This window comes from Fibrella rubiginis (assembly GCF_017353185.1).
GTDB classification, from domain to species: domain Bacteria; phylum Bacteroidota; class Bacteroidia; order Cytophagales; family Spirosomataceae; genus Fibrella; species Fibrella rubiginis.
In genome coordinates, this window is record NZ_JAFMYV010000001.1 from 61,677 (window position 1) to 88,072 (window position 26,396).

Sequence of the window (26,396 nt, forward strand, 5' to 3'; positions counted from 1 at the left end):
ATGTGCAAGCAACACGGATTCAAGCTTTGGGCCGCTGTGCTGCTACTTACCCTTGGGGTGGGTAGCAGCCGGGTTCAGGCACAGCAGGACAAAATGTTCTCGCAGTATATGTTCAACATGATGGCGCTCAACCCGGCCTATGCCGGTAGCCGCGACGTGCTGAGCATGACGGCTCTTTACCGGGCGCAGTGGATGGGTATAGAAGGCGCTCCCCGAACCACCACGTTCACCGCCGATATGCCCCTCAACCGTGAGCGCATCGGCATTGGCATTCAACTTTACAACGATCAGATCGGGGTCTCGAACGAAACAGGTGGCTATTTGTCCTATGCCTTCCGGTTCCGGGTAGGCGAACGCTCAACGCTGTCATTGGGTCTGAACGGTGGCCTTTCGGCCTACAGCGTCCGGCTGACTGACGTAATCACTGCCCCCGGCACGTCGGGAACTGATCCTGCTTTTGCGACCAACATCAACAAGATGCTGCCCAACTTCGGCACGGGTATTTACCTGAGCAACGACCGGTCCTATATCGGCGTTTCGGTGCCCCGCCTGTTGCGCAACAACCTCGGCGATTTCAATTCGGGACAAACCCGCGCCCGGCAGGCACGTCATGCCTACGCCGCGGCTGGTTTTGTGGTGGGCTTAAGTCCGGCTCTGAAACTGAAACCGTCGGTGCTGGTGAAGTATGCCGAAGGTGCCCCACTTGGTTTCGACGGTAACGTGAATCTCTGGATCAATGACCGCGTAGCGATCGGCACTTCGTTGCGGAAGAACCAGTTCAACACCTGGTCTACCGAAACAACCGACGCCGTGGTGGGTATGTTGGAACTGCAACTGAGCGACCAGTTCCGACTGGGTTATGCCTACGACCATACCTTTGGTTCGCTGGGCCGGTTTGCGCCAAGCTCACACGAGATCATGATCCGCTACGAGTTTGGTTTTGGCAAAAATCGGATTCTTACCCCGCGTTATTTCTAAGAATTTCTGGCAATGTATTTGCTCTTGACGGGTATGTGCTCCTTTTGTGAGCACATACCCTTTTTTGTTGACTAACCTATCCGGTTTCTCAAAACAATGACCGCTCGTCCTTCTATTTACCTTTGGCTGCTCTTTTGGGGGCTTTGTGTGCCCGTTTTGGCCCAGAGTACACTCAAACAGGCCGATCAGCAATTTGCCCAACTAGCCTACGCCAATGCCGCTGAATTATACGAAGGCGCACTGGGTCAGGCTCGATCCACCACTGAAAACGAAGTACGTAGCATTCGCTACAAACTGGGTGAATGCTACCGTCAGCTCCGCAATACGCAACAGGCCGAACGCGTATACCGCGATCTGGTTGGCGAAGGTAAATTGCCCACCAGCTACACCGATGCCTACCTTCATTTTGCCCAGGCACTAGCCAGCAACGGCAAATACAAAGAAGCTCAGGAAGCCTACGAAACCTTCACCAGTCTGCAAACCAGCAACCCGATAGACCCGCGCGGACCCCGGTTTTCAGCACTCTACAGTGACGTGAGTGCCCTGACCAGCAATAGTGGCAGTTACCGCGTCGACTTTCTGGATCTCAACACCCGTAAAGCTGAATTTAGCCCCATGTATTTCCGCAACGGACTGGTGTTTGTTACTTCGGCTGGGGCCGACAACAGCATCAGGCGGGTGTTCAACTGGGATAATTCACCTTTTCTGGACCTTTACTATGTGCCCGACATGTCGGTGTTGAAAGCCGACGATGCTGCCCGGATGGGCGGCGGCAAGTCAGGCCGTAAAGCCCTGCGGCAGCAGTCGTATCGGCTCTTGGGGCGCGACGATTTTACGGCCCGCACCGCCAACGACAGCCGCACAGTGGGTGTTTTTGGTGGAAACCAGGTGCAGGCAGGCGAAGGGTACGATATTATTCCGATGTCAGAATCGGATCAGTTTAGCCGATCGCTCAACACCAAGTATCACGAAGGTCCCGCTACGTTCAGCAGAGACGGGTCGCGGGTTATTTTCACGCGCAACAATTTCAACAACGGTCACGAACGCAAAAGCAGCGAGGGCATCAACAAGCTCAAACTATACACCGCCAAACAGACCAGTGGTGCCTGGAGCGACATCGAAGAGATGCCCTTCAACAGCGATGAGTATTCAACGGGTCACCCCACACTTACCGCCGACAACCTAACGCTTTACTTCGCCTCCGACATGCCTGGTGGTTTTGGTGGCACTGATATTTACAGTTCACGCTGGGATGGTAACCGCTGGTCAGCACCGGTCAATATGGGGGCGGCTGTCAATTCAAAAGGCAATGAGTTATTTCCGTTCGTCGACGAAAAAAATAACCTTTACTTCTCATCAGATGGTCTACCCGGACTGGGTGATCTCGACGTGTTTTTTGCGCAGATAAGCCCTAGCGGCAAGGCTACGGGCGTGGTGCGCAATTTGGGCGAACCCATTAACTCCGCCAAAGATGATTTCGGCATTATCACCGACGGCGACCGGAAAGGCGGCTTTTTTAGCAGTAACCGCAAAAACGGTGGCGCCGACGACGACATCTACCGGTTCAAGCGCGAAGGTTCACTGTACCCTTGCCGCCAGTTGACGGTGGCCCTTTTCGACGCGCAAACCCATGAGCCGCTACCCAACACGCCCATCATAGTGCAGGGCGGTGAACCTGGTAACGACCACAAAGCCTTACAAACCGACGCCAAGGGTAACATTCGCCTATGCGTTAACGACGAAAGTGACCTGCTCTTTACTGCGTCCCATACGGGTTATCTAGCCAGTAAAGTAGGCTTCTCGACCCGAAATTTACAGGACGATCTACCTTCGCGCCTTGATATGGCCCTAACGAAGCCCACGCTGATGTCGGCCGCGGCGGGTACCACCACCGGCGAAATACGCGATGTGAACGGCCACGTAGTGAGCCAGAAAGATGGCAAAGCCCTCGGCTCGGTTAAGGTAGTGCTCATTAATCAGTGTGATGGTTCCCGGCAGGAAGTCTACTCCGACGCTGACGGTAATTACAGCTTTTCATCAGTGGCGGGCTGCGAATACCTGATCGAAGGAGCCAAAGACCGCATGGCCACTAAAGGCGGACGGGTGCGTAAAGATGGTACCGGCGACACGAAACTATTGATGTTCAGCGCGGGTGATATAATGCGGATCGAAGACATCTACTACGACCTCAACAAAGCCGAAATCCGCTCTGACGCCGCCACCGAACTGGATAAACTGGTAGCATTGCTTACCAAATACCCCGACATGAAAATTGAGATGCGGTCGCACACCGATAGCCGGGCCACTACACAGTACAACAAGCGGCTCTCCGGCAACCGGGCTACTGCTGCCATCAATTACATGGCTTCCAAGGGTATTGCCAGGCGGCGTTTGCGGGCCAAAGGCTATGGCGAATCAGCCCTGGTTAATGGCTGTGCCGACGGTGTGGACTGCACCGAAGAGCAACATCAGCAAAACCGCCGTACCGAGATTAAGATCTTGACGGTGGAGTAGAGATAAGAGCGTAGGGGCCATAGAGCACAGGGCGATGCCCCATGCTCTGGATAACGCCCCTTCAGGGCTTAAGCGCAGACAGTCTAGATAGCCCTGAAGGGGCGTTATCCAGAGCATGGGGCATCGCCCTGTGCTCTATGGCCCCTACGCTCTTTCACTCTCTGCTCTATCCTCCACGCTTCTTGTCTCTTGCTTCTTATCTCTTGCTTCTCATCTCTTGGCTCACTGCTTTTAGGAAAATAGCCGTGGAAAAAGCAACTTGCAGCAATGGGAAAGCTCGTACCTCACATCATACGCATCTGGTTGCTAACTGGCTTTTTGGTAGGTCTTGTAGGGCATAGCCGCGTGATGGCGCAGAAAGAGGTACTCTACGCGCAGTACCTAACCAACCCAATGGCTATCAATCCCGCGCTGGCTGGTGTACGTGAGGACTTTAGCATGACGCTGGCTTTTCGCGGGCGGCTGTTCAGCTTTCTCAACCGCAGTGCCGGGCAGATTGCCGCCCCTATCACCCAAACTTTCGCGGGCGACGGGCAACTGGGTACGGGGCCTTTCGGTCTGGGCCTGCAAATCCTCAACGACCGTAACAGCGCTCTGGGTCTGGGCCTGATCTGTCTGGGCAGTAACCTGTCGTATCGCGTTGATCTGCCTAACCTTGCCAAATTGTATCTGGGTGCGCAGCTAGGAGCCAATATCCTGCCTATCACCGACCTGACCAGTAGTGTCAACACCAGCACGGTACTGTTTAGCTATGGAGCCGGATTGTATTACGATGCTGAACACGTGTTTGCGGGCTTGTCGGTGCCCGAACTGGGTCGCAGTGCCAAAAGCCTGCTGGGCTTGCCGCAGTTTACGGTAAACCACCCTGTTTTTGCCCAGCTGGGTGGCAAATTCGATCTCTCCGACGACCTTCGGCTACTGCCGTCTGTGCTGCTGACCCAAACCGATGGGTACCCCCTGGCCTATGACCTCAATGCTAAACTCTGGTATGCTCAACGGGCTGCCATAGGGGTGTCGGTGCGGCAGAACAATGTCTTCTATTACAAGGGACCGGTCAGCTACGTACAGGCCTCACTTGATTACCAATTGTCGCAAAATATCCGGCTGGGATATACTTTCAACTCTACTGCACCCGAAGCGGCACCGAATTCGTTTCAGCCGCAGATACACGAACTTATTTTTCGCTTTACACCCAACCCTAACCAACTTCGGTTCTCCTACTTTTAGCCTCGTATGTCGAACCAACGAACCATTAATGACCTGTTCATTACCCACGATCTGGACCGTGAGTTTCCACTGGCGGCCTATTTCGTGCATACGTATGGTCATTATCCAAACTACCTGTTCACCCACGAAGACTATAAAGCCGATCTACATCAGTGGCTGTTGAGCCGCGGCTTTGCGGTCATCAATCAGTCGGTTCGGCTCTCGAAAGAAGGTTTCCGGAACAATGGTCGCATCTATCAACACCCCGACGGCGTGATGCTGGAGGGTGAGTTCATTGCCGATTCCTACTGCCGCCTGTCGGGGTTCTTCCAGACAGAAGCAGCTCTTCATACTACCCTGGCAGGTATTGAAGACCTGATCTACGAACACGAACCAGAGCAGACGCATATATACCTTATTCAGAGTGGGTTAGGTGGTCTTCATACGGAACGGGTGGATATTCAGCCGCCCGAAATTGACCTGGACCTTTATTACAATGATGGTTTTGTTGATGTGCATGACCGACTGGTGGCCCTGCTAAACCGCCCCAAATACAAGGGACTGATTTTGCTGCATGGCGAACCCGGCACTGGCAAAACGACCTATATCAAATACCTCAGTTCGCAAGTGCGCAAGAACATGTTGATTCTGCCGCCCTACATGACCAACTACCTCACGTCGCCGGATCTGATCCCGTTTTTGCTTGAACAGCGCGATTCGGTGCTCATCATAGAAGACGCCGAACGCATTCTACAGGCCCGCGAAGCTGGTGGGGATACCAACAGCGTGTCGAATATTTTGAACCTGACCGACGGCCTGCTGGCCGATTGCCTGCACATTCAGATCATCGCCACCTTCAACGCAAACAAGAGCCTGCTCGACAAGGCCCTGCTCCGCAAGGGCCGCCTTATGGTCGACTATGCGTTTGGCAAGCTAGCCACGCCAAAAGCCAACGCGCTGATGTCGTCGCTGGGGGTGAATTACCACACCGACGTGCCTATGACACTGGCCGATATTTTCAATACGGAAGAGCAAACCATCTCCGGCGACCGCGTGGAAGGGGTCCGGGTTGGTTTTTAAGGTCTGGGCCTGGGAGTAGCCGTCCAAACCCAAAAACCGGGTTTATCGCTTTCAATCAACGTGGCCGTGACATGCCAGATGACCAGAACGGTTGCCGTAGAAGTGTACGTAAGCGGCAACATAATGAGGCTGTTTAAAAAAGGCTGCTAGTAGTAACCGTTCATCTATCAAAAACTTTGCCTTATTCTATTGTAGGGCCTTCGTTAACGAATAATCTGATCGTGTAGCCCGCCAAATTATACATACTCTCTCGTTTTATGTACCTACACTAAACTTGGTTAAATGGGATATGTTGATCAGATTAGTCGTTTAATTTAGGCACGTTCTTTGTTAACCGCTTTCTGAAATGCCAATGCTCTTAGAAAGCCGTACCTTTGCCTGACCCGTACAGCCCTGATAGACTGCACGGGTTTTTTGTACCATGGACATTCGCAAATCGGACCGGCTTACCCATCTCAAATACGACATCAGAGGGCCGGTATATGAAAAATCGCTCGAATTAGAGAGTCAGGGTTATAAAATCATCAGCCTCAATATTGGTAATCCAGCGTCGTTTGGTTTCGACACGCCCGATGAGATCGTGCATGACATGATCCTGAACATCCGCAACGCGCAGGGCTACGCCGACTCACGGGGGTTGTTTTCTGCCCGCAAGGCGGTGATGCACTATACCCAAGACCTGGGCTTGCCGGGCGTCACGATTCAGGATATTTACATCGGCAATGGTGTGAGCGAACTGATCTTGCTCTCGATGCAGGCGCTCATTAACGAAGGCGATGAAGTACTGGTACCCTCTCCCGACTACCCGCTCTGGACAACCTCAGTGGCTCTTTGTGGCGGCAAACCAGTGCATTACCGTTGCGAGGAAGAGAACGGCTGGAATCCCAATCTGGACGATATTGAAAGCAAGATCACCAGCCGTACCCGTGCCGTGGTGATGATCAATCCCAACAATCCAACCGGGGCGGTCTATGATAAACCGGTGCTGGAAGGGCTGGCCCGCATTGCCGAAAAGCATGAGCTCATTGTTTTCTCCGACGAGATCTACGACAAAATTCTCTACGATGATGCCGTCCACCACCCCATGGCCCGGTTCGTGCACGACACGCTGTGCATTACCATGAGCGGCCTGTCCAAAAATTACCGGGCGGCAGGATTTCGGGGCGGGTGGCTGGTGCTGACCGGGGCCAAGCACAAAGCGCAGTCTTATATTGAGGGGCTGACGCTGCTGGCCAGCTTGCGGCTTTGTGCCAACGTACCCACGCAGTACGCCATCCAGACGGCGTTGGGTGGCTACCAGAGCATTCATGATCTGGTGCTTCCCACAGGACGGCTCTACCGGCAAATCAAGCTGGCCTACGACCGCATGGTAGCCATACCAGGCATTAGCTGCACCCCACCCAAAGGAGCGCTGTACATTTTTCCGAAGATTGATCTAAACCGGTTCAACATCAAAGACGACAATGAGTTTGTCTACGACCTGCTCACGGAGCAAAAAGTATTGGTCGTGGCCGGGCAGGGTTTCAACTACAGCACCCCCGATCATTTTCGCATTGTGTGCCTGCCCAACGTCGACGAATTAACCATCGCCCTCGACCGCATTGAGGCATTTTTGGAAAGCAGACGGAAGGTTTAACGTTAACCCTAAATTACGCTTCCACTACCATCTGCTCTTGCCTGACTGTACTCTTGAAAGAGGCGGTTTTAAGAATTTGATCAGCTAACGATTGAATGATCGATTGCCGCCCAAACTGCGCTATAAATGCCGCCCGCGTTTCGGTATGGTAAGGCGTTGTTTGCAGGTAATGAGTTAGTTCAGGGGCATCACCAGGGCTGAAAACAAAGCTATTCGAAATGTGTTGGCGCACAAAGTGAGCCGCATAGCCTGCCACCCCCGCCAGTACGGGCTTATCGGTGGCGGCGTATTCAAACAGTTTAGAGGGAAGACACCGCTCAAACGCCCGTAGGTTGTTGAGGTGCAGAAATAAATAGTCGGCCTGTTCGTATTCGGCCAACAATGCGGCGCGGTTCATGGGTGGGCGAATGTCTACGTTGGTAAGCTGCGCATCGGCCACCGCTTTTTCAAGCTTGTGTTTAGTGCCACCATCGCCGATGATGACAAACCGAAAGCCAGTACCCAATGTCTTGGCAGTGTCTGGAATGATCTTTTCCAGTCCCTGTCCGTCGCCGATGTTACCCGCGTAGAGTATCGTGCGCACCCCTGATTTAGCCGCGGCCACAGGGGTAGCCAGGCGTAGAAAAGGGGCATCAATGCCGTTGGTAAAATAGCTGTATGTGGCCTGTGGATACTCGCTGAAATAATCGCCGAAACCCTCCGAAACCAGGTTAATGTGGCTTGCATACCCAAACGTGTATTTCTCAACGGCTTTCAGCGTTGGGGCCAGGCCAAGCCAGGCTACCGGGTTTTTGAGCAACTCCAGGATGTTTTCGCGGAAAAGGTCCCGGATGTCCAGAATAAGCGGCACCCGTCGCTGTCGGGCCAGATAAGCCCCCAAGAAAGCCGAAAACAACCGCGACGATGAGGCCACAACTACATCATAACTTTCGTTGCGGGTAAGGGTCAGCGCCTGCCTGTAAAACTGCACGTAGGACTTGATCTGGTCGGCAAAACCACTGGCGTGCCCCGGCACCGACACGCGGTCTATGCGGAGGTTGCCGTGCTGTTCGCTGGGCAGCGCCTCGGCCCGAAAGGAGGCGTATCGGTTTGGCTGCGTGGTGATCACATGCACCGTGCCCGACTCCCCAATTTGCCGGGCCAACTCATAAGCCAGTGGTGTGTTGCGGAAAGAGCCCGCGCTGAGGTCTGGTTCGAAATAATAAGTAAGGAGAAGTAATTTCATTACAGAACAGTTAGATAAGTCGTTACGGTGGTATTGTCAACATCGATAATCAATTTCTCGGCTGGTAGCAATACATTAAAACCGGCTGAGAAATTGTAAGCAACAAGCCTGGTACTAGCATGCCCCTCGCTTTTATAATGAATGGATAAACTAGGGGTTTTTAATTCATGTCCTTCGTCTACCAAATGTAAAAAAGGATTCATATGAAAACTGCATAATTTGATTAAATTTTTGCTTAAAAATTCATCGTTGATCACAAGCGTTTTTTCATCACTTAATGTAAAAGATCGGGTATGTTGATCAGCTAAATAACGGTACCCATTGTGGCTGGCACAGAGATGGCCTTGCGTATCACTGATCAGCGTAACGTTAGCCCGCCTGCCCACCCGAAAAGCACTCCACACCTCCGATGAATTCTGGCCCTTTATGGCTACCGTATTATGGGCGGCCGTGCTTCGTTCCCAATTCCGCTGTTCGTCTGCCTGGTAGGTCGACGTGCCGGGGTCTACAATAACCGGTTGTCCATCGACGTGCAGCACAAACGAGAACGTGTCGGCGTGGGCGTGGCCGGGCTGATGATTGGGTCCCACCGGTCCCACATCGACGAAGCATTCGAGGCGCGATGTGATCAGCATCCGGTAGCCGCTTTCGCCCAGCGCAACGGCGGTGGGCTGTAAACCAAGTGCCTGCGCTTTTAACAAAATGGTTGCTGTATCAGGTGCCACGCCATAAGCTGAATCGTTGACCATTGGGACGTCGCCGTTGCGGAAGGTAACGGCCCGGAGCCAACCCAACATCAGCCCAATTTTTTGGCGTACTAAATCGGTCAGCGCGAGGTGATCGGCCCAGGTGTCGGCGTGGAGCACGGCATACACATCGAGGAGGCGGTTGGCGAGTAGCTGATGGTATACGGGGCTGCGTTCGTAGTGCCCGCCGTCGGTCAGAATCTGTTCGATAAGCTGGTCCTGAAGCAGTTGTGATCCTTGCACAAACCAGTCCCGTTCGGCAAAATGCACGGCCATAATGGTGAGGGCGCAGGCGTTTTCGAGCAAATGGTTTCCGCCCAGATGGTACTCCAGCCGCGACCGTAGCAGGGCCGTCTGGGCATACAGATGCCGCTCGACCAGCGGGTCGTTAATGTTGTTGTCGAGCAAAAACGTCCGCCAGTTCAGCACCCGCAACGAAGTTGGGTAAGGCTCTAGTCCGTCGCGCAGGTTAGGCGTTTGCCGGATGAAATCATAGATAAGAGCAAGCCCGTTATCGGACGTAATAGTCTCGAAGTAGTTCAGGCAATAGGTCCATAGCTTGCCGTTGGCAGCATAATTCCAGTCAATGCGGTCGGTGAACGTAACAGGCTGATTCAGGAAGGAGAACGTAATTGGCAAGGGTATTTGCGGCACCGTGTCAGGCACTGTTTCTGACCAGTGCAGCCGGGGCCGCTCACGCAGCCGATGCCACACCTGATATACCACCTACCGTAACGTCAGGTGTCGGATGGTGCGCCAGTAGAGGGGTAGGTTTGAGAACATGGGGAAAATGTAATGATGAGTGATGAGCGGTCCGCCGCGGCGATGAATTTGCTTCCGCAAGAGTATTCGCTGGCGTCAGCCAATTCATCACTCATCGTTCATCATTACCCATCTCCCTTCCTGCAAACTACGCAACGCGGCTAGTGTGGCCTGGGTGGTGTTAACGATGTCGGCGAAGGGAATCAGGGGAGGGCCACCGGCGCGGAGGGTCGTGATGAGCCGCCGAAACTGCTCGGTATGGCCTTTGTCCTGCCGCCCCGACAGGCCCGAAAACCCCCGGAAACCATAGCCTTTCAGCGACTTGAAATTGTCGAGAATCAAGGTTCGCTCCTGCGAATACACTTCGACACGCTCTTTGGCGTAGGCTTTGCTGCCGTTGGCGAAGTAGTTGATCACGCCCGTAGACCCATTTTCGTAGCGAAGTAAGATGGACGCTGAATCGGTTGTTTCGGAGGGGTGTTGCCCCATCGCGTTCATGCACACGTGTGTAACGCGGCTGCCCGTCAGGAACGTGATCAGGTCAACGTAATGGCAGGCCTCACCCAGAATACGTCCGCCGCCCACGGTCCGGTCATGCACCCACGCGTTGGCGGGAATGGCTCCCGCGTTCATGGTGGCAATCACGTTCATGGGTACCGCCCCCGATGCCTCACCACCCAGCAAGGCCTTAGCTCGTTGCGCCGTGGGCGAAAACCGCCGATTGAAGCCCACCAGGACGGTTTTGCCCGATGCCTGCTGTGCGGCAATGACATCGGCAAGCTCCTCGTCGTAAATCGCCAGCGGCTTTTCCACAAACACGTGCTTACCCGCCTGCAGGGCTTCAATAGCGAGCCGGGCATGGCTGTTATGGCGGGTAGTGATCACGCAGAGGTCAACGGCGGGGTCGTTGAGAAGGGTCTGGTAGTCGGTGGTGCTGGTGGCGATACCGTATTTTTTGGCCAGTAACGTACCGCTAAGGCCATTAGCGCTGGCAATGCCGTGGAGTGTGGCACCCGCTTTTTTCAACGCCGGCACCAGCGTGGACCCTGCAAAGTTGCCCGCTCCGATAATGCCTACCACCCCCGCCGACGGCCCGGCTACCACCTCGCGCAACTGCACACTGCCCGACAAGGTAGCTACGGCCTCCGGATAGCTTAGCAACGAGGCAATGCTGCCCACGTCGCCCGTGCTTTTACCTCCCATCTTGCCGTAAATCTGTTGATAATCAGCCAGGGGTACCACTTCGGTAATCAGCGGTTTCACGCGTAGCTGACCACTGCCCAGCAGTTGTAGGATGGTCTGGAAATTCCGGTTTTCGGTCCAGCGTACAAAGGGGAGGGGGTAGTCGTGCCCGGCCTGTTCGTAAGCGGCATCGTAGCGGCCGGGGCCGTAGGAGCACGACACCTGAAAGGTTAGTTCTTTCTCGTAGAAATCGGCGCGGCTCAGGTTCAGGCCCACCACGCCCACCAGCACAATGCGCCCGCGTTTACGGCTCATGCGGGCTGCCTGCGTCATCACCTCATCTGATTTTGTCGAGGCGGTGATGACCACGCCGTCGGCACCCACGCCGCCTGTCAGCTCGGTAATAGCCTGAATCACGTCCGTATTTTTTGGATTAAGTACCTCGATACCAAACGATTGCGCCAGTGTCAATTTATCGTTGTCAAGGTCCAGCCCAATCACGCGGCAACCGTTCAGGCGGAGCAGTTGGGCTGTCAGCAGGCCAATGAGTCCGAGTCCAATTACCACCACGGTTTCGCCGAGGGTGGGATTCAGCAGCCGGATACCCTGCAAACCAATGGCCCCGATCACGGTAAAAGCGGCTTCGTCGTCGCTCACCGCGTCGGGGATTTTGGCAACCAGGTTGCGGGGGATGCAGACCATTTCGGCGTGGTGCCCGTTTGAGGCTACCCGGTCGCCGATGGCCAGATCGGTGATACCTGCGCCCACGGCTACTACCTCGCCTACGTGGCAATAACCCAGCGGCAGCGGCTGGTCGAGTTTCCGAAATACGGCCTCCAGCGTAGGAATTAGCCCGTCGGACTGGATCTTCTCGAATACCTGCTTGACTTTATCGGGCTGTTGGCGGGCTTTACTAAGCAGGTTTGCCTTACCAAATTCCACCAGCATCCGCTCGGTTCCGAGCGACACCAGCGTGCGGCGTGTACGGATGAGCACCTGCCCGGCCCGTACCTGTGGCGCAGGTACGTTCTCCAGCACCGTTTGGCCGGATTTTAAATTCTGTATCAGTTGGTACATGTACGGGGGTAAAAGTACCGCAAAGGTAGGGGTCAATGAATTGTTGACCAGCAGTTACCAAAATCACATTAGAGGCGATTACGCTGCCTTGCGTGTTGACTTTGGAATGACTTTGAGCAGTTGCGTTGTGCCCGTCAGCAGCGTTGTCAGCTGGTCAATAAACTGTTGACGAAGCCGGGTATACTGCATGGTTTGTAGCTGGTCATGTTGAACATTAGCCAGCGTCCTGTTTGTGCGGGCAATCCATTCCAGTGCTTCATTAATCTGGGTTAGCTGTTCTTTGGTCGCCATTACATGTACGGGGGTAAAAGTACCGCAAAGGTAGGGACAATAGACCCTGCTCGTTACTTTTGAGGTGCTTTCCAGGTACCCGCCGTAGTCTATGACCCTACTGATTTTCTCCTGCAATCGCGCGTTGCAGTTACAGACGCTGTTGCACAGTTTGCTGACCTGTCTCACGGTCGAGGGGGGGTATTCGGTTCATGTGCTGTATGCTGCCAGTGATGACGTATATGAGCTTGGTTATCAGCAGATTGGTCAGCAATACGCTCACGTTAAATTCCACCGCGAACGACAGCAACGGCAATGGGCATGGCCTAAACCCTTCAGCTACTGGAAAAATCTGTACCGTTACCTGTCTCACGCCAGCCTGCAACAGACGGGCGATTTCAAGGCATTGACGGAAAAAATTATTGCCGAAAGTCGGCACGAAGGCGTGATGTTCTTGACGGACGACAGCCTGTTTACCCGTCCCGTGCAGCTAGATGCCAACCGGATGGCGCAGGTAATCAACGACCCCGCTGGTAAGCATGCCTACAGCCTGCGCCACGGGTTGACACTGCAACCAAAACCAACTGATATTCAGGTAGGTAATGCCGGAAAATGCCAATGGCAGTTACAGCCGGGTCAGCCTGAATTAGGGCACTGGACATGGCGGTTTTCGGTCGACGGGCACCTGTATTCACGCCGAACGTTGCTGCCTATACTCCGCCGGTTGACCTACGCCAATCCCAATTCGCTGGAGGGGTTTGTGCAGGAATACATCGCCAACGTCCGCCCCGACTTATTTGCCACGTTGCTGTTCGATGCGCAGCCCAGCCTGGTGGGTTTTATCCTGAACAAAGTGCAGACTTATAACGGCAACCGCAGTCTGGACGTGTCACCGGCTTACCTGAATGAAAAGCTGCTGGCGGGGTACCGCCTTACCTACTTATACCAACAACCCGCCACTGATTTTCAGCCCAAACTGACAGGCGTTGCACTCACCCACGCCCTTACCGGCGAACGTGAACTGATTACTGTTGCCTAACTGCCCTATACTAATTGATGATGCGATTTCTCCGTAACGTATACGCCACGCTGACTTTTTTGGGTGTTGACCCCCTGCGTTTTCTGCAAAATATGCGCGGTCTCGGCTGGTTCTGGCGCGACTACCGGGCGTTTACCAAACTGGCCGGCCCTGATCCGCTCTTTCCCATCCAGTCGTTTTATCCGATGCTGCACGATAAGCAAGAGAGTAGTGGTAGTGCTAAAGGACATTATTTCCATCAGGATCTGCTGGTGGCGCAACGCGTGTTCGCCAATGCCCCCGCAACCCATGTCGACGTGGGGTCTCGGATAGACGGGTTCATTGCTCACGTGGCGGCCTTCCGTCTGGTCGAAGTGTTTGATATTCGGCCCCTGACCAACCAGATTCATAACGTGACATTTACCCAGGCCAACCTGATGCAGGTAGACGACCAACTCGTGAACTATACCGATTCGCTGTCGTGCCTGCACACCATTGAACACTTCGGGCTGGGACGCTATGGTGATCCCATCGACCCGCAGGGCTATCTGAAAGGCCTACAGAATCTGGGACGGGTGCTGCGTAGTGGCGGCATTTTTTATTTTTCTACGCCCATCGGCCCGCAACGCATTGAATTCAATGCCCATCGTGTGTTTAGCGTGGGCTATTTGCTCGATCTGTTCCGGACCGATTACGACGTGCTGCATTTCTCGTATGTAGATGACAAAGGCGACCTGCACAGGCATGTGCCCCTCACACATGCCAGCATCGACGCCCAGTTTGGGTGCCGCTATGGCTGCGGTATTTTTGAGCTAAGAAAACGCTGATTCTGCTAGCTTCTCTCCCTCGCACATATCGGCTGGTACAGATTCAGCAAGAAGGGTGGCAATACGCCCCGCGGCTCTACCATCCCAAAGTGGCGGGATAGACCCTCGCCGGGCCACACCTGACCGGATGGCGGTCAAGGCCATGTCAACGGTGACGGGGTCCAGGTCGGCAAGGAGCGTGTTGGTGCCCAGGGTGGTTGTGCTGGGGCGCTCGGTGCTGTTGCGGAAGGTGAGGCAGGGTACTTGCAGGTAGGTTGTTTCTTCCTGAATTCCACCTGAATCGGTCACCACCGCCAGCGCGTGTTCCATCAGGTTTAGGAATTCGAGGTATCCCTGCGGCTCCATCAGGTGTACGTTAGGTATTGCCTTCAGTTCATCCATCAACCCAAATCGCGCCAGGTTTGCCCCCGTGCGGGGATGGATCGGAAACAGCACGGTATGGTGCCGGGCCGCATCGGCTATAATCTGTAAAATGCTCTGAAGCCCCGCCCGATGATCTACGTTGGCCGGGCGGTGCATCGTGACCAGCACATAGCTTTGTGGAGCGAGGTACATCCGGCCAACGGTGTCTAAGCTGTTGGCTTTCAGGCGGTAGTGTATGAGTGAATCGATCATGACGTTGCCAACAAACCTGACTTTTTTGTCGGCAATACCCTCACGGCGGAGGTTGTCGAGGCCTGCCTGCTCGGTCACAAAAAGCAGGTCAGACAGGTTGTCGGTCAGGATGCGGTTGATTTCTTCGGGCATCTGGCGGTCGTCAGAGCGTAGGCCTGCTTCTACGTGGGCCACGCGTACACCCATGCGGACTGCCACCAGCGCGCAGGCCAGTGTGCTGGTTACGTCGCCTACCACCACCACCCAGTCGGGCTGTTCGGTGTGCATCACGGCCTCAAATTTGGTCATGATCTCGGCGGTCTGCTGAGTCGGTGAGCCACTGGCCACCCCCAGGTAATAGTCTGGCTTGGGCAGTTCGAGCTGGTTGAAAAACACGTCGCTCATACGGGCGTCGTAATGTTGCCCGGTATGCACAATTTTCGATTCAACGGTGGGGTGCGCCAGAAAAGCCCGGTGTAGCGGCGCTACTTTCATGAAATTGGGCCGGGCGCCTACGATGGTTAAAATCTTCATTTTTTCTGAAAAACGGCCACAAAAAGTGTGTCGGAGAAGGTAGCGGGTAGGCAAAAGCGCATCAGCCGGGCCACGGCGTTGGTGCCGCCGAAGGTCTGTTGCGTAAGTAGTTGATAGGTATAGGCACCAAGCTGATGCGATAAAGAGGTTGCCGTGCCGTAGTGCAATACGTGCTGGAGATAGGGCGGTTGCCCCGTAAGGCGATACCCCAACCGCTCTACCAGCCGGTAGGCAGACTGGCGGTTGGGCAACGACAGCAGCAGGTACCCACCGGGCCGGAGGTGCTGATCAAAAGATCGAAGCGTTTGGCTTAAATCGGGTACGTATTCCAGCACGCTCGACGAGATAATAGCGTCGAACAGCGCCGTTTCTGGTAGGTGGGTCAGCGGTAGCATGGCCACGCTGAATGTCGCGCTGGCCCCCCCCTGTGCCTGGCAGCGGCGAATCATTTCGGGTGAACCGTCGATACCCGTCACCGAACAGCCCCGCCCGGCCAGGTAGTGACTGAAAACTCCCGTGCCGCAACCCGCATCGAGTACGTGTTGACCGGGTTGAATATAGGTATCCAGCAAAGCGGTCCAGATACGGTAGCGCTCCTGAAAGTCAGGTGATTGCTGGTACCGTTCGCTAAAGGCGGCGGCTATGCCCGAGTGGAAATCGACAGCGTTCATGGGCGGGTTATGGGTAATCGGTCGCGTTCGTCGATGTATACGGCGGCAATCATAAACTGATACAAAAAGGCATGGCTGAAGTGAAAGATAAACCCCGCTTTGCCATCCAGAAACCCCAGTTGAATGACATACCGATAGCCGAAGTACAGCAGCGGACGCAGCAACACGGGAATACGACTCCAGACCTGCTCCTTCACCCACCTTTTTTTGTCGCGCTGGCTGGTGGCGTCGGCCCAGCGGAGGGTCTTTTCGTGGTCGGCTTTCAGCAAGTCGGCCACCTGAAACCGGGTGTAGCGGGCGTGCTTTTCATACCAGAACTGAACGGGTTTGCGGTCGTGGTGCACAAAAGGCTCGCTGATGTAGCCGGTAGTGCCCCGCACCGAAATTTGCTCATCCATGTCGCGGTCGATGCGCTGCACCGCCGATTTCCGAAACAGGCGCAGGATATAGGTGGGGTAGTAGCCGCCATGCCGTATCCAGCGGTTCATGAAAATAAATTTAAACGGAATGAAATAGCCGTTATGGCCTCCGCCTTGCCTCGAAACAGACTCAATTACAGCTTTTAAGGCATCGGTTGCGTACTCATCGGCATCCAGAAAAAGTATCCACTCGGTCGTGATTGGCAGGGCTTCGAGGGCATAGTTTCGTTGCGCTGCATAGTTGTCGAAATCCCGGTGAAAAACGGGTACCCCCGCGGCTCCGGCCAACGATACCGTCTGGTCGGTGGAGCCTGAATCGAGCACAAAAACAGCCGACGCCCAGCCAACCACACTGCGCAGACAGTGGGACAGGTTAAGTGCTTCGTTTTTGGTTAGAATAAGTACGGTGAGCGGGATCATGGGTAAGCCAGAACGCGTTGCTGTTCAGCCGGGCTAGTTGAATCCGTTGGTTTCCAGACGGTTGGTGTTGTCAAATACAAAGGAACTGGTACGAAAAAACAGCGACGTACAGGTTCGCATAATGGCCCCGGAGGCATAGCCGTAAAAATCGACCCGCTGCATGCCGCTCTTGTCGAATCCTTCACGAAACCCGTACCCTTCTGAGTTATCGCAGATGATGACGCCATCCGTTGCGAGCAGGCCAAGGCAGAGCGGAATTAATTCGGAGCGCCAGAGGCCATCAATAACAATAATGTCGAATTGGTGATGTCCTCTGGCGGCTAGTATACCTTCCACGTCGCTTACGCAAACGGCGGCATTTTCGTCGCGCACATGATGCAGTTCAACGTTGCCGGGCATCTGCTGCTTGATGTAATCAAACCAGGCCTTGTTCCCTTCAAATGATACCACCTGGCTGGCCTGACCGCCCCACCAGATAGACGACTGCCCCCCACCAAATTCGAGCACCCGTTTGGTTTTAAAATCTCGCCGGGTGAGCAAGTCAATGCAGGGGAAGGTATACCAGGGTAACGCCCTGCCCGATTTGTCGAGCGCTTTCATGCTAAAGCTGGACCTGAAATGACCGCTGTGGTGGCTGAACATAATAGGCGTGAGAAACGCCGTAATGGTATTTCGAGCCAGGTTGGTAACTGGCCGTGGCAACAGTGCTTTGACCGTTTTGAAACTGCGATGTAGGATAGTCTGCATGGGGGGAAGTACGGTTGTTACGGAGGTAGAATTACTGCATATTATTTTGTGAAAGCCAGTCTTCCAGCACAACCAGCAGCCAGATATGATTCCAGGATACGGCTGGGTCGTTGTTCAGAAAACGTTGCAGGTAAGTCAGCAGCGCGGTTTTATCAAACAGGCCTCGTCCACCAAGGCGCTCGATACGTACAGTGCAGAAATCATGCAAGTCGGTGCGCATCCACTGCGCCCAGGGAAAGCTGAAACCCATTTTAGGACGTTTCAGTAGTTCGGTGGGCAATAGAGGCTGTAGCGAATCGACCAGCAGTTGCTTGGGTGCCTGGGTTATCTTATACCGGTCTGGCACCTGCAGCATGAACTCGATTAGTTCGTAATCCAGCAAGGGCACCCGTAGCTCCAGGGCGTGGGCCATGCTCATCTGGTCGGCATCGCGCAGGAGCAACGGTTCGGTGTATGTCAGTAACTCACTGATGGTGAGCTGACTCATGCTCTCAAGCTGAATCGGTGTTTGCCGCTGCCTGCCTAACAGGGCCGGGTATGGATTGGCCAGCCTGTCGGAGCCGAGTAGTTGCCGGGCTGCCGTGGCTGAGGTCGACTGCCGAAACAGGGGGAACAGGCCGGTGGGATCCAGTGAACGCAAATCGACCAGGTCGGCCAGCTTTTGCTGGTTTGTACCCGGCGAAAACCGGTTGAGCACCCCGCGCCGGATAGGCTTGGGCAAGTGCCACAGCCAGTTTAGCTGCCGCAGCCGGGCGTAGCGTTGAAACGTAGAATACCCCGCAAAGACTTCGTCGCCACCCAACCCGCTCAGAGCCACCGTGATGCCCGCCGCTTTGGTGAGTTTCGACACCATATAGGTGTTGGGTCCGTCGCCGCTGGGCTGGTCCATACTAGCCAGGATCGTGGGTAGTTCGCCCAGCAGTTGTCCCGCCGACAGAGGCAGTTCGGTATGGCGGGTGTTGAACCGTTTCGCCATCTGGCGGGCATAGGCCGACTCATCGAAGGCCGCTTCCTGAAATGTGACCGTAAACGTGTTGACGGGCTGCTCGCTTTGTTCGGCCATCAGCGCTACTACCGCGCTGGAGTCGATCCCGCCCGACAAAAACGCCCCCAGTGGCACGTCGCTGATCATGCGTTGCGCCACCGATGCCTGCAACAGATGCCGGACATGTTGCTGCACCGATGCTTCGTTGTCTAGCCGGGCGGGGTCGGTGGGGGGCGGGGCCATCAGATCCCAGTAGGGCGTTTCGGTCCATTGATAGTTGCTAAACCGCGCCATATGACCTGCCCGTAGTTGCCGCACGCCCGCCACCAGTGTGTTGGGGGCTGCCACGGTCTGGTACATCAGGTACTGGGGCAGCATGGCCGTATTAAGGCGGCGGGGCACCAGGCCCGTTGCCAGCAACGCCCGCACTTCAGAGGCGAAGACAAACACGTGTTCGTCGTGGTAGTAGTAGAAGGGTTTTTTGCCCAGCCGGTCGCGGGCGGCAAACAGTTCGTTGGTGTGGCGATCCCAGATGGCAAAGGCAAACATGCCGCTGAGGCGGTCCAGGCAAGCCGTGCCCCAGCGTTCATAAGCCGCCAGGATTACTTCGGTGTCTGACTGGGTCTGAAACGCGTAGCCCGTCAACTGCTGCCGAATAGCCTGATAGTTATAGATCTCGCCGTTGAAGGTAATTACATACCGTCTGTCTGAGCTAAGCAGGGGTTGGTTAGCGCCGTCGGTGAGGTCAATGATCGACAGCCTGCGGTGCCCCAGGACCACGTTTTCTTCGGCCCAGCACCCACCTGCATCAGGTCCACGGTGGGTGAGCCGACGGGTCATTAGCCCAACCAGATTTGGATCAGCAACAGTAGGCTGTCGGGTAATCAGTCCGGCTATTCCACACATAAAGGTGTTGTCAACTGGTTGGTGGTTAGGGCAGTATACGTTGAGAGCCAGCGGTGGCCGTTGGTACGTATATCAAACTGAGCCGTTGCCAGGGCTATGGCCCGTTGGCGATATTGGGCATACTTACCGGTAGGTAAAGATAGGCAGGTGTCCAGCGTTGCTGCTAAGGTAGCCGGGTCGTTGGCTACCCAAAAACCGGCTCCTTCGGCTGGGAGAATAGACCAGGGCGTGCCCAGAGAAGCAACAACAGGTGTTCCCTGCGCCAGCGCTTCTATTACCACGTTGCCGAAATTTTCGCTGTGCGACGGTAACACCAGGGCATGCGCATCCGCCAGTATCCGTTGTTTTATTTCGCTCGCTACGGGTGGTTCTATACTAACCCGATGGCCCAGGCCCAGCGCGTCGGCCTGCTGCCGGAGGGTGGCCCCGTAACCGCTGGCGTCGGTACCCACCAGCCGCAGTTGCCACGGGCCATTCCTGAAAACGGCCGATAGCGCCACGGCTTCCAGCAGCCGGTCAAGGGCTTTGATGGGATGCAATCGGCCCAGATACAGCAGGTAGGGTGGCAGGGCACCGGGTACGGATGGAGGCAACAGCGGGGGCAATTCGAGGTAGTTGGGTAGCTCAACCACCCGCACGTCGGGGCCAAAATGGGTCCTGATCTGACGCATTTCCTCCCGCGAAGTCGCATGAAACGTAATGCGTGAAGCCCAGGGGCGGATACCCTTCAGCACTAACTGTTTCAGCCAGGGGCGCAGGGCCAGCGCGGCAGGAGCCAACTCGCCCCGTGGTGACCAGACCAGCGGTTTTTGGTGCCGGATGGCCATGACCGCCGCGGCCAGCGATAGTGGGTAAAACAGGCTGGTCAGATGCACCAGGTCAACGGTCGGAATAAGCTGCCACGACTGCCAAATGGACCGCCAGGGCAGGTTGTGGTGGCGCGTCGACACGTAGCGTACCCGCCCGGCCTCGGTGGTAAGCCATTGGTTGCGCAGGGTATTATCAGGCTGATCGGTATCGGTCGATAGCACCGTCACGTTTACCCCCTGCCGCACCAGTGCCTTCGCCAGCCAGTAGACCGAATTACTCGGCCCACCCGACTGGGCAGGATAGAACGTACCGATGGGGTAAAAGAGGTGCATAGTCTGGCTGTCAGTGGATTATGTCCTGGTAAATAGCCTGGTATTGGGTGACTACCTGTGCAATTGTATACTGCCGGGCGTTTTCATAACCCGCTTTGATCAACTGGTTTCGGTAGGTTTCGTCGGTGATGATGCGAACCAGACCCACCCGGATGGCGGCCACTGAATACGGATCGACCAGACAAGCCACCGGGCCGGCCACCTCCTGCAACGGCAGAATGGCGGAGGTCAGCACGGGACGGCCAACGGCATTGGCTTCAATGATGGGCATGCCGAAACCTTCGTAGGTAGAGGCAAACGCCACCAGGTCGCAGGCCACGTATTCGGCCAGCATGTCGGCTTCGGAGAGTCGCTCTTTTTGCCTATAATCCAGGCCCGACAGGTCTAGTTGCTGGCGCTGTTCGGGCGAAAGCTGACCAACAATGACCAGGTGGCAGCAAATACCAGCCAGGGCTTCGACAAGGCGTGACAGGTTCTTGTGGGGCGCCGTGCCGATGTGCAGAATCGTGGGTTTGCGATCATTAAACACCTTGGGCGACGCGGCGAAACAGGGATTATAGTGGTTGGGTATCACCCTCACTTTGTCGGCCAGTGCCTTTCCCATGTAGTGTTCCAGCTCCTGCCGCGACTTCTCCGATACCGTGGTAATGTACCGGGCACGGTGCATGGGCAGGTAATAGTAAAGCAGCCACAGCAGCCTGAATTTGACCGGATTACCCGCCATCCGCTGCCGGGATAGCGACACACAATCGTGGATGGTGAGCAGCGTACAGGCGGGGGGCAGGGCCAGCATGAGGTAGTGCACGTCGCCGGTAATGTGGTAAACGTCGGCCTGTTGGTTTCCGGCAAAGCGCAGGTTTTTATACAGGCAAGCCAGGCTTAAGGTCATGCTGGGTGCAAATGCCTCGTCGACCGTATAGCTACGACTTTTTCGCATGGCCACCGCCAATTGGGTAAACAGCCCTTCGATGCTGTAACCCGACTGCTGCTTGCGAAAAAGGTAGAGGAGTTTCATAAGGTTAATAGATGCGTTACGCAGTTATAATTCGGGCTTCGACCAGCGAACGTTTCGCCATTGGTACGGCCACGTAGTTATAATCAGGACTGAGTATTTGCACGGGTAGGAGGTTGAAGTTGTCTTCCTCAAAAACCAGGCCTCGCGGTTGGCCCTCACCAAATCTGAAAAAATTGTATTGATCGAAATAAGGACTGTCAAGCAGGTCAGGTTGCGTGGAACTGCCTGACTCTGACCATTCAAAGAAGACAATGGGCTGAAAACAAATAATTGTCTGCGCCAGGCCATTCAGCACATAGCGTTCAAAACCCTCCACGTCGATCTTAATGAAATCGACCCGATCCAGGCTCAGGTTTGGCAGAAAATCGTCGCCCCGTTTCACATCGACCTGAATAGGCTTCATATTGGCCTCGCGGTCTTTAATGAGCGTACCCATGCCCTGATTGGCCACCGTCGAGCTATAAAATTCCTGCCGGGCATCGTGCTCGCCGAGGGCATAAGGAAACACGTGCAGGTTCTGGATATTATTGAGTTGCTGCTGCCGGTTGATCCGCTCCACCAGCCACGGCACCGGTTCGAACGAATAAACCTGCCCAAATACCGTGCTGGCAAACAGGCTGTGATTGCCCACGTTAGCCCCCACGTCGATGAACACCGACGAGGTAGGCAACCGCCGGGCCACGGTTTCCAGCAGCCTGAGTTCCTGCCGCGAATAGGCCCCCTGGTAATAGATGCACCAGTCGATGTAGGAGTTGAAGTTGCCTTCGTAACGCAACCCGTAAAAATTGGCCAGAAACGACTCGGAATTAGCCCGATCCGGATTGTGGTAACGGGTTAACAGCCTGTGTTTTATGCCGTGTCGCAGCGCGGGTTGATGGCCCACCCAGCGAACCAGAGAGCGTAGTAGTTTCATGAGGGAGTTACGGATGTAGCCAGCAAACGCCGGTAGAGGCCCAGCACCAGCGTGAACTGAAAAGCCATGCTCAGGGCCATGGCAAAAGCGGCTCCGCTGATGCCGTAGCGCGGTATTAGCAGGAAATTCAGGCCTATGTTGCTGACCGCTGTACTAACTGAATAGAACAGGATGTAGGTCGTTTTTTCGTAGGCCAGAAACGATGAGTCGACGAGTTGCGTGCTCGACAAGAACAGAAACGCCACCGCCACCACCGGAATAAGGCCGAACGACGGCTCGTAGCGGCTGGAGAGGAATAGCGCGCCGATCTGATCCGAGAAAATAAAGAGTAGCACCACCACCCCGCCTCCCATAAGCCAGAGGAATAGCAAGCTCTTTTTGAGTACCGGCAGGGCTGCGCGGGGCGGCTCACTGGCACGGCGCAGTGCGTAGACACTAACCGTGAGCCGCGTAACCAGCGGTGCGCCCAGCATGGCTACACGAGCGCCCATGCTGTAGCCCGCCGAGTAGTAACCCACGGCGGCTTCGGTCAGCAGCAGACCCACAATGTATTTGTCGACGTAGTTGGTCAGCCACGAAAAAATGGCCTGCGTAAACAGGGGCAGGGCATAACGCCGGAGATGGCCCGCCAGTGAGTGAGCTGGTGGCTGAGGAGACAACACCGGGGCTACGTGAAAGCGGCGGGTGGCATATACGCTCACCAGCCAAAGCAACCCGTTGAGCAGCACTACACAAACCCAGAGTGCCGGTGTGGTAACCGGAAATCCGCTGCTGATGAGCGTCACCAGCAGGATCAGGTTTGCCAGTGGGCTGAGTGCCTGCATGAGCGCCAGTTTTCGGATATGCCCGTAGGCGGTGAAATAGCCGCTGTTGAGCAGATAGACCCCCTGCAGACAGGTAGACAGCCACATCAGCAGGCCCAGCAGCCACACCTGATGAGCAGCTGCGTACAGTGCCGTACCCAACAATGCCACCGAATAGACCACCGCCAGCACGATGACGTAGAATCGTTTTGCCCGCGCCGGGGGGTACTGTTGCAACGCCGACATGTACGCCTGAATCGTGGGCGACACCACAATGCCGTGCAACAGCATGGTGGTGGCCAGCTGAAGGTTATAGGCCCCCAGCACAGCCGGAGTTACAAACAGGGCCGTTAGTTTACCATAGGCAACGCCTGCCCCCACGCTGATCCCCTGCGACCACCACAGGGCGGCAGTGCGCTGCCAGGTATCAGCAACGAAGTCAGTCAGGCGGTGCCAGGTAGCAGCGAGGGTCACAGGTGGGGCGGGTTACAAAAAACGGGTCAGCAGTTGGGTGGTCCGGTGGGCGTAGGTATGTTGTTGCCGCACCAGGTCATAGCCTGCCTGCCGAATGGTGACCATCTCGGCGGGGTGGCTCAGGGCGTAGTCAACGGTGGTGCAGAGGCTGTCGTGGTCGGTGAAGTACAGGATGTGTTCGTTGGCTTTAAACGTGCCGGCCATTTCGGGGCAGGCACTTGCCAGTTGCAGACCGTGGGCTACTGGAATCTCGAAAAAGCGCATGTTAGCGGCGGGGAAACAGGCATCGTCGATGACGTTGAGGTTCAAACGACTCTGGCCAAACATGGCGGCACATTGCCTGCCCAACAGCGGTTTTGGGTGTAAGTGCGACTTCAGCGTGCGGCTTTGGCTACGCGACCAGCTGGTGCCCCAAATACCCATTTTCAACGCTGGAAAATGGCGAATCAGCGTTGCCAGGGCCTGTTCACGTTCGGGTCGCCAGGCACCCACAAAGGTGAGGTCATACAAAAACTGGCTGGCGGGTGCTGCATTTTCGTGCAAAGCAGGGTCGGCGGCCAGGGGCACCCACTGCACATTGGCGAATCCCATGCGCTCGAACAGGGCGACCGAGGCCCGGCAATACGTTGCCACACCGTCGTAGAGCAGGGCAGCGTCGCGCACGTGGGGTTGCAGGCTGGTGAGCGGGTCGGGCCAAACCAGCACAAACCGGCAGTCATGGACCGATTTCACAAACGCCAGCGTACTAAACAGGATGCGGGCGTTGCCAAAAACCAGCACCAGATCGGGCCGCCCCGCCCGAATGCGCAGGGACAGATCCCGGTTTAATTTCTGCCGCCAGGGATCCACAGATATATACTGGTTAACTATTTGCCCCAGCCGACCAAAGCGCGTAAACTCGCCAAACTGATCAACTACGTCGTAGATAAATACCTCATGACCAGCTGCTTCCATGGCCCGGCGGTACGATTGCTCAAGAGCAGTGTCGGCGCTGCTACCCACCATGAAGATGTTCATAAGCGCGTAGGGTGCAAAGCTGCCTTTAACGAGTCAACCGTTTTGGCGTAGCCGTATTGATTAATCAGCGTCAGTGAGGCCTGCCCCATAGCCTGGCGTTGACATGGCGGCATATCCATCAGCCGGGCCAGCCGGTCGGCCAGTTGACCCACGTCGCCACACGGGTATGTGTAGCCATTGACGCCTTCCTGAACCAGGTCAGCCACGCAGCCGATGGTGTCGGAGAGGACCACCGGCAAGCCAAAATTCATGGCTTCGTTTGTCGACAAACCCCATGTTTCGATGGTGGAACACATGGCGTACGCATCAGCGACGGCGTAGTACTGACCAATGACCGATTGATTAACGAAACCCGTCAGCAGTACGTGGTCCATATGATGTGCCTGAACAAAGGCCGCCAGTTCGTTGCGTGCGCTGCCTTCACCCACCAGCACCACCGCCACGTTGGGTCGTTGTAGCTGATGAACAGCCTTCAGCAAGTCCAGAGGCCGTTTATTGGGTAAATACTTACCACTGAAGACGATAACGAAGTGGTCTGGCGATAGCCCAAACGCTTCGCGTAGCGCCATCCGTTGCGGTTTCAGCAGCTGGTACTGCTGCTGAAACCGGCTATTATCGACTGAAAACGGGCCGTGAATCAGCTTCTTCTGAGCAACGCCGAAGAACTGGTAGAACGCCCTGTTTTGCTGCCCGATATAAAGAAAATAGTTGATCATGGGGAACAACCCACGTTCCAGCACCCAGCGCCGTAGCTGAATCCTGTGTGGCGATTTTTGTTGCTCAACTACGTTCGAGCTATCGGCACGCATACAGACGGTATGGCCAAACAGCCGCCCAAACAAGATGGTCAGCCAGCAGGTGGCCGATGCCCAGCCGTTGATGATGACTACACCTTTGGGAGCCTGCCAAAGCCAGCGAATTACCGAGAGATTAAACAACCCCCAGAAACCATGAATCGACGGGCGGGGGGATTGATTCGACAGAAACGCGTGGGTATAACCATCCAGTAGTGGAATATCCCACTGCACGGCTGTGCCAAATTGCCTGTCAACTTCGCCTGATAAACCATGCCGCGAGCAATACAGCACCGTTACGTCAAAAGCAGTGTCTGCGGCTAACTCACGGTATAGCGGCGCAAAATATTGAATAGGATGCGTGTTAACTATTAATAAGTGTATAGCTGTTTTAATCACAGAATGTATCGTCTTAGATATAGTTCGTGTCTAACCAAGAAT

Annotated in this window: 22 protein-coding genes; 7 read left to right on the forward strand and 15 right to left on the reverse strand. The window is 55.3% G+C overall.

What is annotated here, in order from left to right; genetic code table 11:
- The 5 genes from J2I47_RS00175 to J2I47_RS00195 all read left to right on the forward strand — a co-directional run bounded on the left by J2I47_RS00175 (position 1) and on the right by J2I47_RS00195 (position 7,414).
- Entirely contained in the window at positions 1 to 978 is a 978-nt protein-coding gene (locus J2I47_RS00175) for a PorP/SprF family type IX secretion system membrane protein (protein ID WP_207362525.1), read from the forward strand.
- 96 nt (positions 979 to 1,074) lie between these two features.
- On the forward strand, positions 1,075 to 3,492 hold the full coding sequence (locus tag J2I47_RS00180) for an OmpA family protein (protein ID WP_207362526.1): 2,418 nt from the start codon (positions 1,075 to 1,077) through the stop codon (positions 3,490 to 3,492).
- 267 nt (positions 3,493 to 3,759) lie between these two features.
- The gene (locus J2I47_RS00185) at positions 3,760 to 4,719 is read left to right on the forward strand and encodes a PorP/SprF family type IX secretion system membrane protein (protein WP_207362527.1); all 960 of its coding nucleotides are present in this window, start codon (positions 3,760 to 3,762) and stop codon (positions 4,717 to 4,719) included.
- A gap of 6 nt (positions 4,720 to 4,725) precedes the next feature.
- On the forward strand, positions 4,726 to 5,778 hold the full coding sequence (locus J2I47_RS00190; protein WP_207362528.1) for an AAA family ATPase: 1,053 nt from the start codon (positions 4,726 to 4,728) through the stop codon (positions 5,776 to 5,778).
- 421 nt (positions 5,779 to 6,199) lie between these two features.
- Positions 6,200 to 7,414, forward strand: a complete 1,215-nt coding sequence (locus J2I47_RS00195; RefSeq protein WP_207362529.1) for a pyridoxal phosphate-dependent aminotransferase — start codon at positions 6,200 to 6,202, stop codon at positions 7,412 to 7,414.
- A gap of 13 nt (positions 7,415 to 7,427) precedes the next feature.
- On the opposite strand, the gene J2I47_RS00200 is transcribed toward J2I47_RS00195, so the two are convergent.
- From J2I47_RS00200 to J2I47_RS00215, 4 genes are all read right to left on the reverse strand, one after another.
- Positions 7,428 to 8,639, reverse strand: a complete 1,212-nt coding sequence (locus J2I47_RS00200; RefSeq protein WP_207362530.1) for a glycosyltransferase family 4 protein — start codon at positions 8,637 to 8,639, stop codon at positions 7,428 to 7,430.
- Complete coding sequence (locus tag J2I47_RS00205; RefSeq protein WP_207362531.1) at positions 8,639 to 10,024, reverse strand: alginate lyase family protein; 1,386 nt, start codon at positions 10,022 to 10,024, stop codon at positions 8,639 to 8,641. The genes J2I47_RS00200 and J2I47_RS00205 overlap by 1 nt, the downstream gene beginning before the upstream one ends.
- A gap of 231 nt (positions 10,025 to 10,255) precedes the next feature.
- The gene (locus J2I47_RS00210) at positions 10,256 to 12,406 is read right to left on the reverse strand and encodes a bi-domain-containing oxidoreductase (protein ID WP_207362532.1); all 2,151 of its coding nucleotides are present in this window, start codon (positions 12,404 to 12,406) and stop codon (positions 10,256 to 10,258) included.
- A 78-nt stretch (positions 12,407 to 12,484) separates the two neighbouring features.
- Positions 12,485 to 12,697: a hypothetical protein gene (locus tag J2I47_RS00215; RefSeq protein ID WP_207362533.1), complete on the reverse strand. Its 213-nt coding sequence runs from the start codon at positions 12,695 to 12,697 to the stop codon at positions 12,485 to 12,487.
- 91 nt (positions 12,698 to 12,788) lie between these two features.
- Here J2I47_RS00215 and J2I47_RS00220 point away from each other — a divergent pair, with 91 nt between their 5' ends.
- On the forward strand, positions 12,789 to 13,715 hold the full coding sequence (locus tag J2I47_RS00220; RefSeq protein ID WP_207362534.1) for a hypothetical protein: 927 nt from the start codon (positions 12,789 to 12,791) through the stop codon (positions 13,713 to 13,715).
- A 17-nt stretch (positions 13,716 to 13,732) separates the two neighbouring features.
- A complete protein-coding gene (locus J2I47_RS00225; protein ID WP_207362535.1) occupies positions 13,733 to 14,521 on the forward strand; it encodes a DUF268 domain-containing protein in 789 nt (262 codons plus the stop codon).
- Here J2I47_RS00225 and wecB read toward each other — a convergent pair.
- The 11 genes from wecB to J2I47_RS26835 are packed head-to-tail and all read right to left on the reverse strand — an operon-like array spanning position 14,507 to position 26,354.
- Positions 14,507 to 15,649 carry a non-hydrolyzing UDP-N-acetylglucosamine 2-epimerase gene (gene wecB / locus J2I47_RS00230; protein ID WP_207362536.1) on the reverse strand — a complete coding sequence of 381 codons (1,143 nt, stop codon included), beginning with the start codon at positions 15,647 to 15,649 and terminating at the stop codon, positions 14,507 to 14,509. The two genes, J2I47_RS00225 and wecB, sit on opposite strands and share 15 nt — an antisense overlap.
- Positions 15,646 to 16,320: a class I SAM-dependent methyltransferase gene (locus tag J2I47_RS00235; protein ID WP_207362537.1), complete on the reverse strand. Its 675-nt coding sequence runs from the start codon at positions 16,318 to 16,320 to the stop codon at positions 15,646 to 15,648. Before J2I47_RS00235 ends, wecB begins: the two co-directional genes overlap by 4 nt.
- Complete coding sequence (locus tag J2I47_RS00240) at positions 16,317 to 17,159, reverse strand: glycosyltransferase family 2 protein (RefSeq protein WP_207362538.1); 843 nt, start codon at positions 17,157 to 17,159, stop codon at positions 16,317 to 16,319. The genes J2I47_RS00235 and J2I47_RS00240 overlap by 4 nt, the downstream gene beginning before the upstream one ends.
- 33 nt (positions 17,160 to 17,192) lie before the next feature.
- On the reverse strand, positions 17,193 to 17,906 hold the full coding sequence (locus J2I47_RS00245) for an O-methyltransferase (protein ID WP_207362539.1): 714 nt from the start codon (positions 17,904 to 17,906) through the stop codon (positions 17,193 to 17,195).
- 31 nt (positions 17,907 to 17,937) lie between these two features.
- A complete protein-coding gene (asnB, locus tag J2I47_RS00250) occupies positions 17,938 to 19,797 on the reverse strand; it encodes an asparagine synthase (glutamine-hydrolyzing) (RefSeq protein WP_207362540.1) in 1,860 nt (619 codons plus the stop codon).
- The gene (locus tag J2I47_RS00255) at positions 19,785 to 20,939 is read right to left on the reverse strand and encodes a glycosyltransferase (RefSeq protein ID WP_207362541.1); all 1,155 of its coding nucleotides are present in this window, start codon (positions 20,937 to 20,939) and stop codon (positions 19,785 to 19,787) included. The genes asnB and J2I47_RS00255 overlap by 13 nt, the downstream gene beginning before the upstream one ends.
- A 10-nt stretch (positions 20,940 to 20,949) precedes the next feature.
- A complete protein-coding gene (locus J2I47_RS00260) occupies positions 20,950 to 21,954 on the reverse strand; it encodes a glycosyltransferase family 4 protein (protein ID WP_207362542.1) in 1,005 nt (334 codons plus the stop codon).
- Between the two features lie 16 nt (positions 21,955 to 21,970).
- Positions 21,971 to 22,867: an FkbM family methyltransferase gene (locus tag J2I47_RS00265; protein ID WP_207362543.1), complete on the reverse strand. Its 897-nt coding sequence runs from the start codon at positions 22,865 to 22,867 to the stop codon at positions 21,971 to 21,973.
- Positions 22,864 to 24,144 (reverse strand): oligosaccharide flippase family protein, encoded by a 1,281-nt coding sequence (locus J2I47_RS00270; protein WP_207362544.1) that lies wholly within the window; start codon positions 24,142 to 24,144, stop codon positions 22,864 to 22,866. Before J2I47_RS00270 ends, J2I47_RS00265 begins: the two co-directional genes overlap by 4 nt.
- 12 nt (positions 24,145 to 24,156) lie before the next feature.
- Positions 24,157 to 25,161, reverse strand: coding sequence for a CgeB family protein (locus tag J2I47_RS00275; RefSeq protein ID WP_207362545.1), 1,005 nt, complete (start codon positions 25,159 to 25,161; stop codon positions 24,157 to 24,159).
- Positions 25,158 to 26,354, reverse strand: coding sequence for a glycosyltransferase family 4 protein (locus J2I47_RS26835; RefSeq protein WP_207362546.1), 1,197 nt, complete (start codon positions 26,352 to 26,354; stop codon positions 25,158 to 25,160). Before J2I47_RS26835 ends, J2I47_RS00275 begins: the two co-directional genes overlap by 4 nt.
- Positions 26,355 to 26,396: the final 42 nt, after the last annotated feature.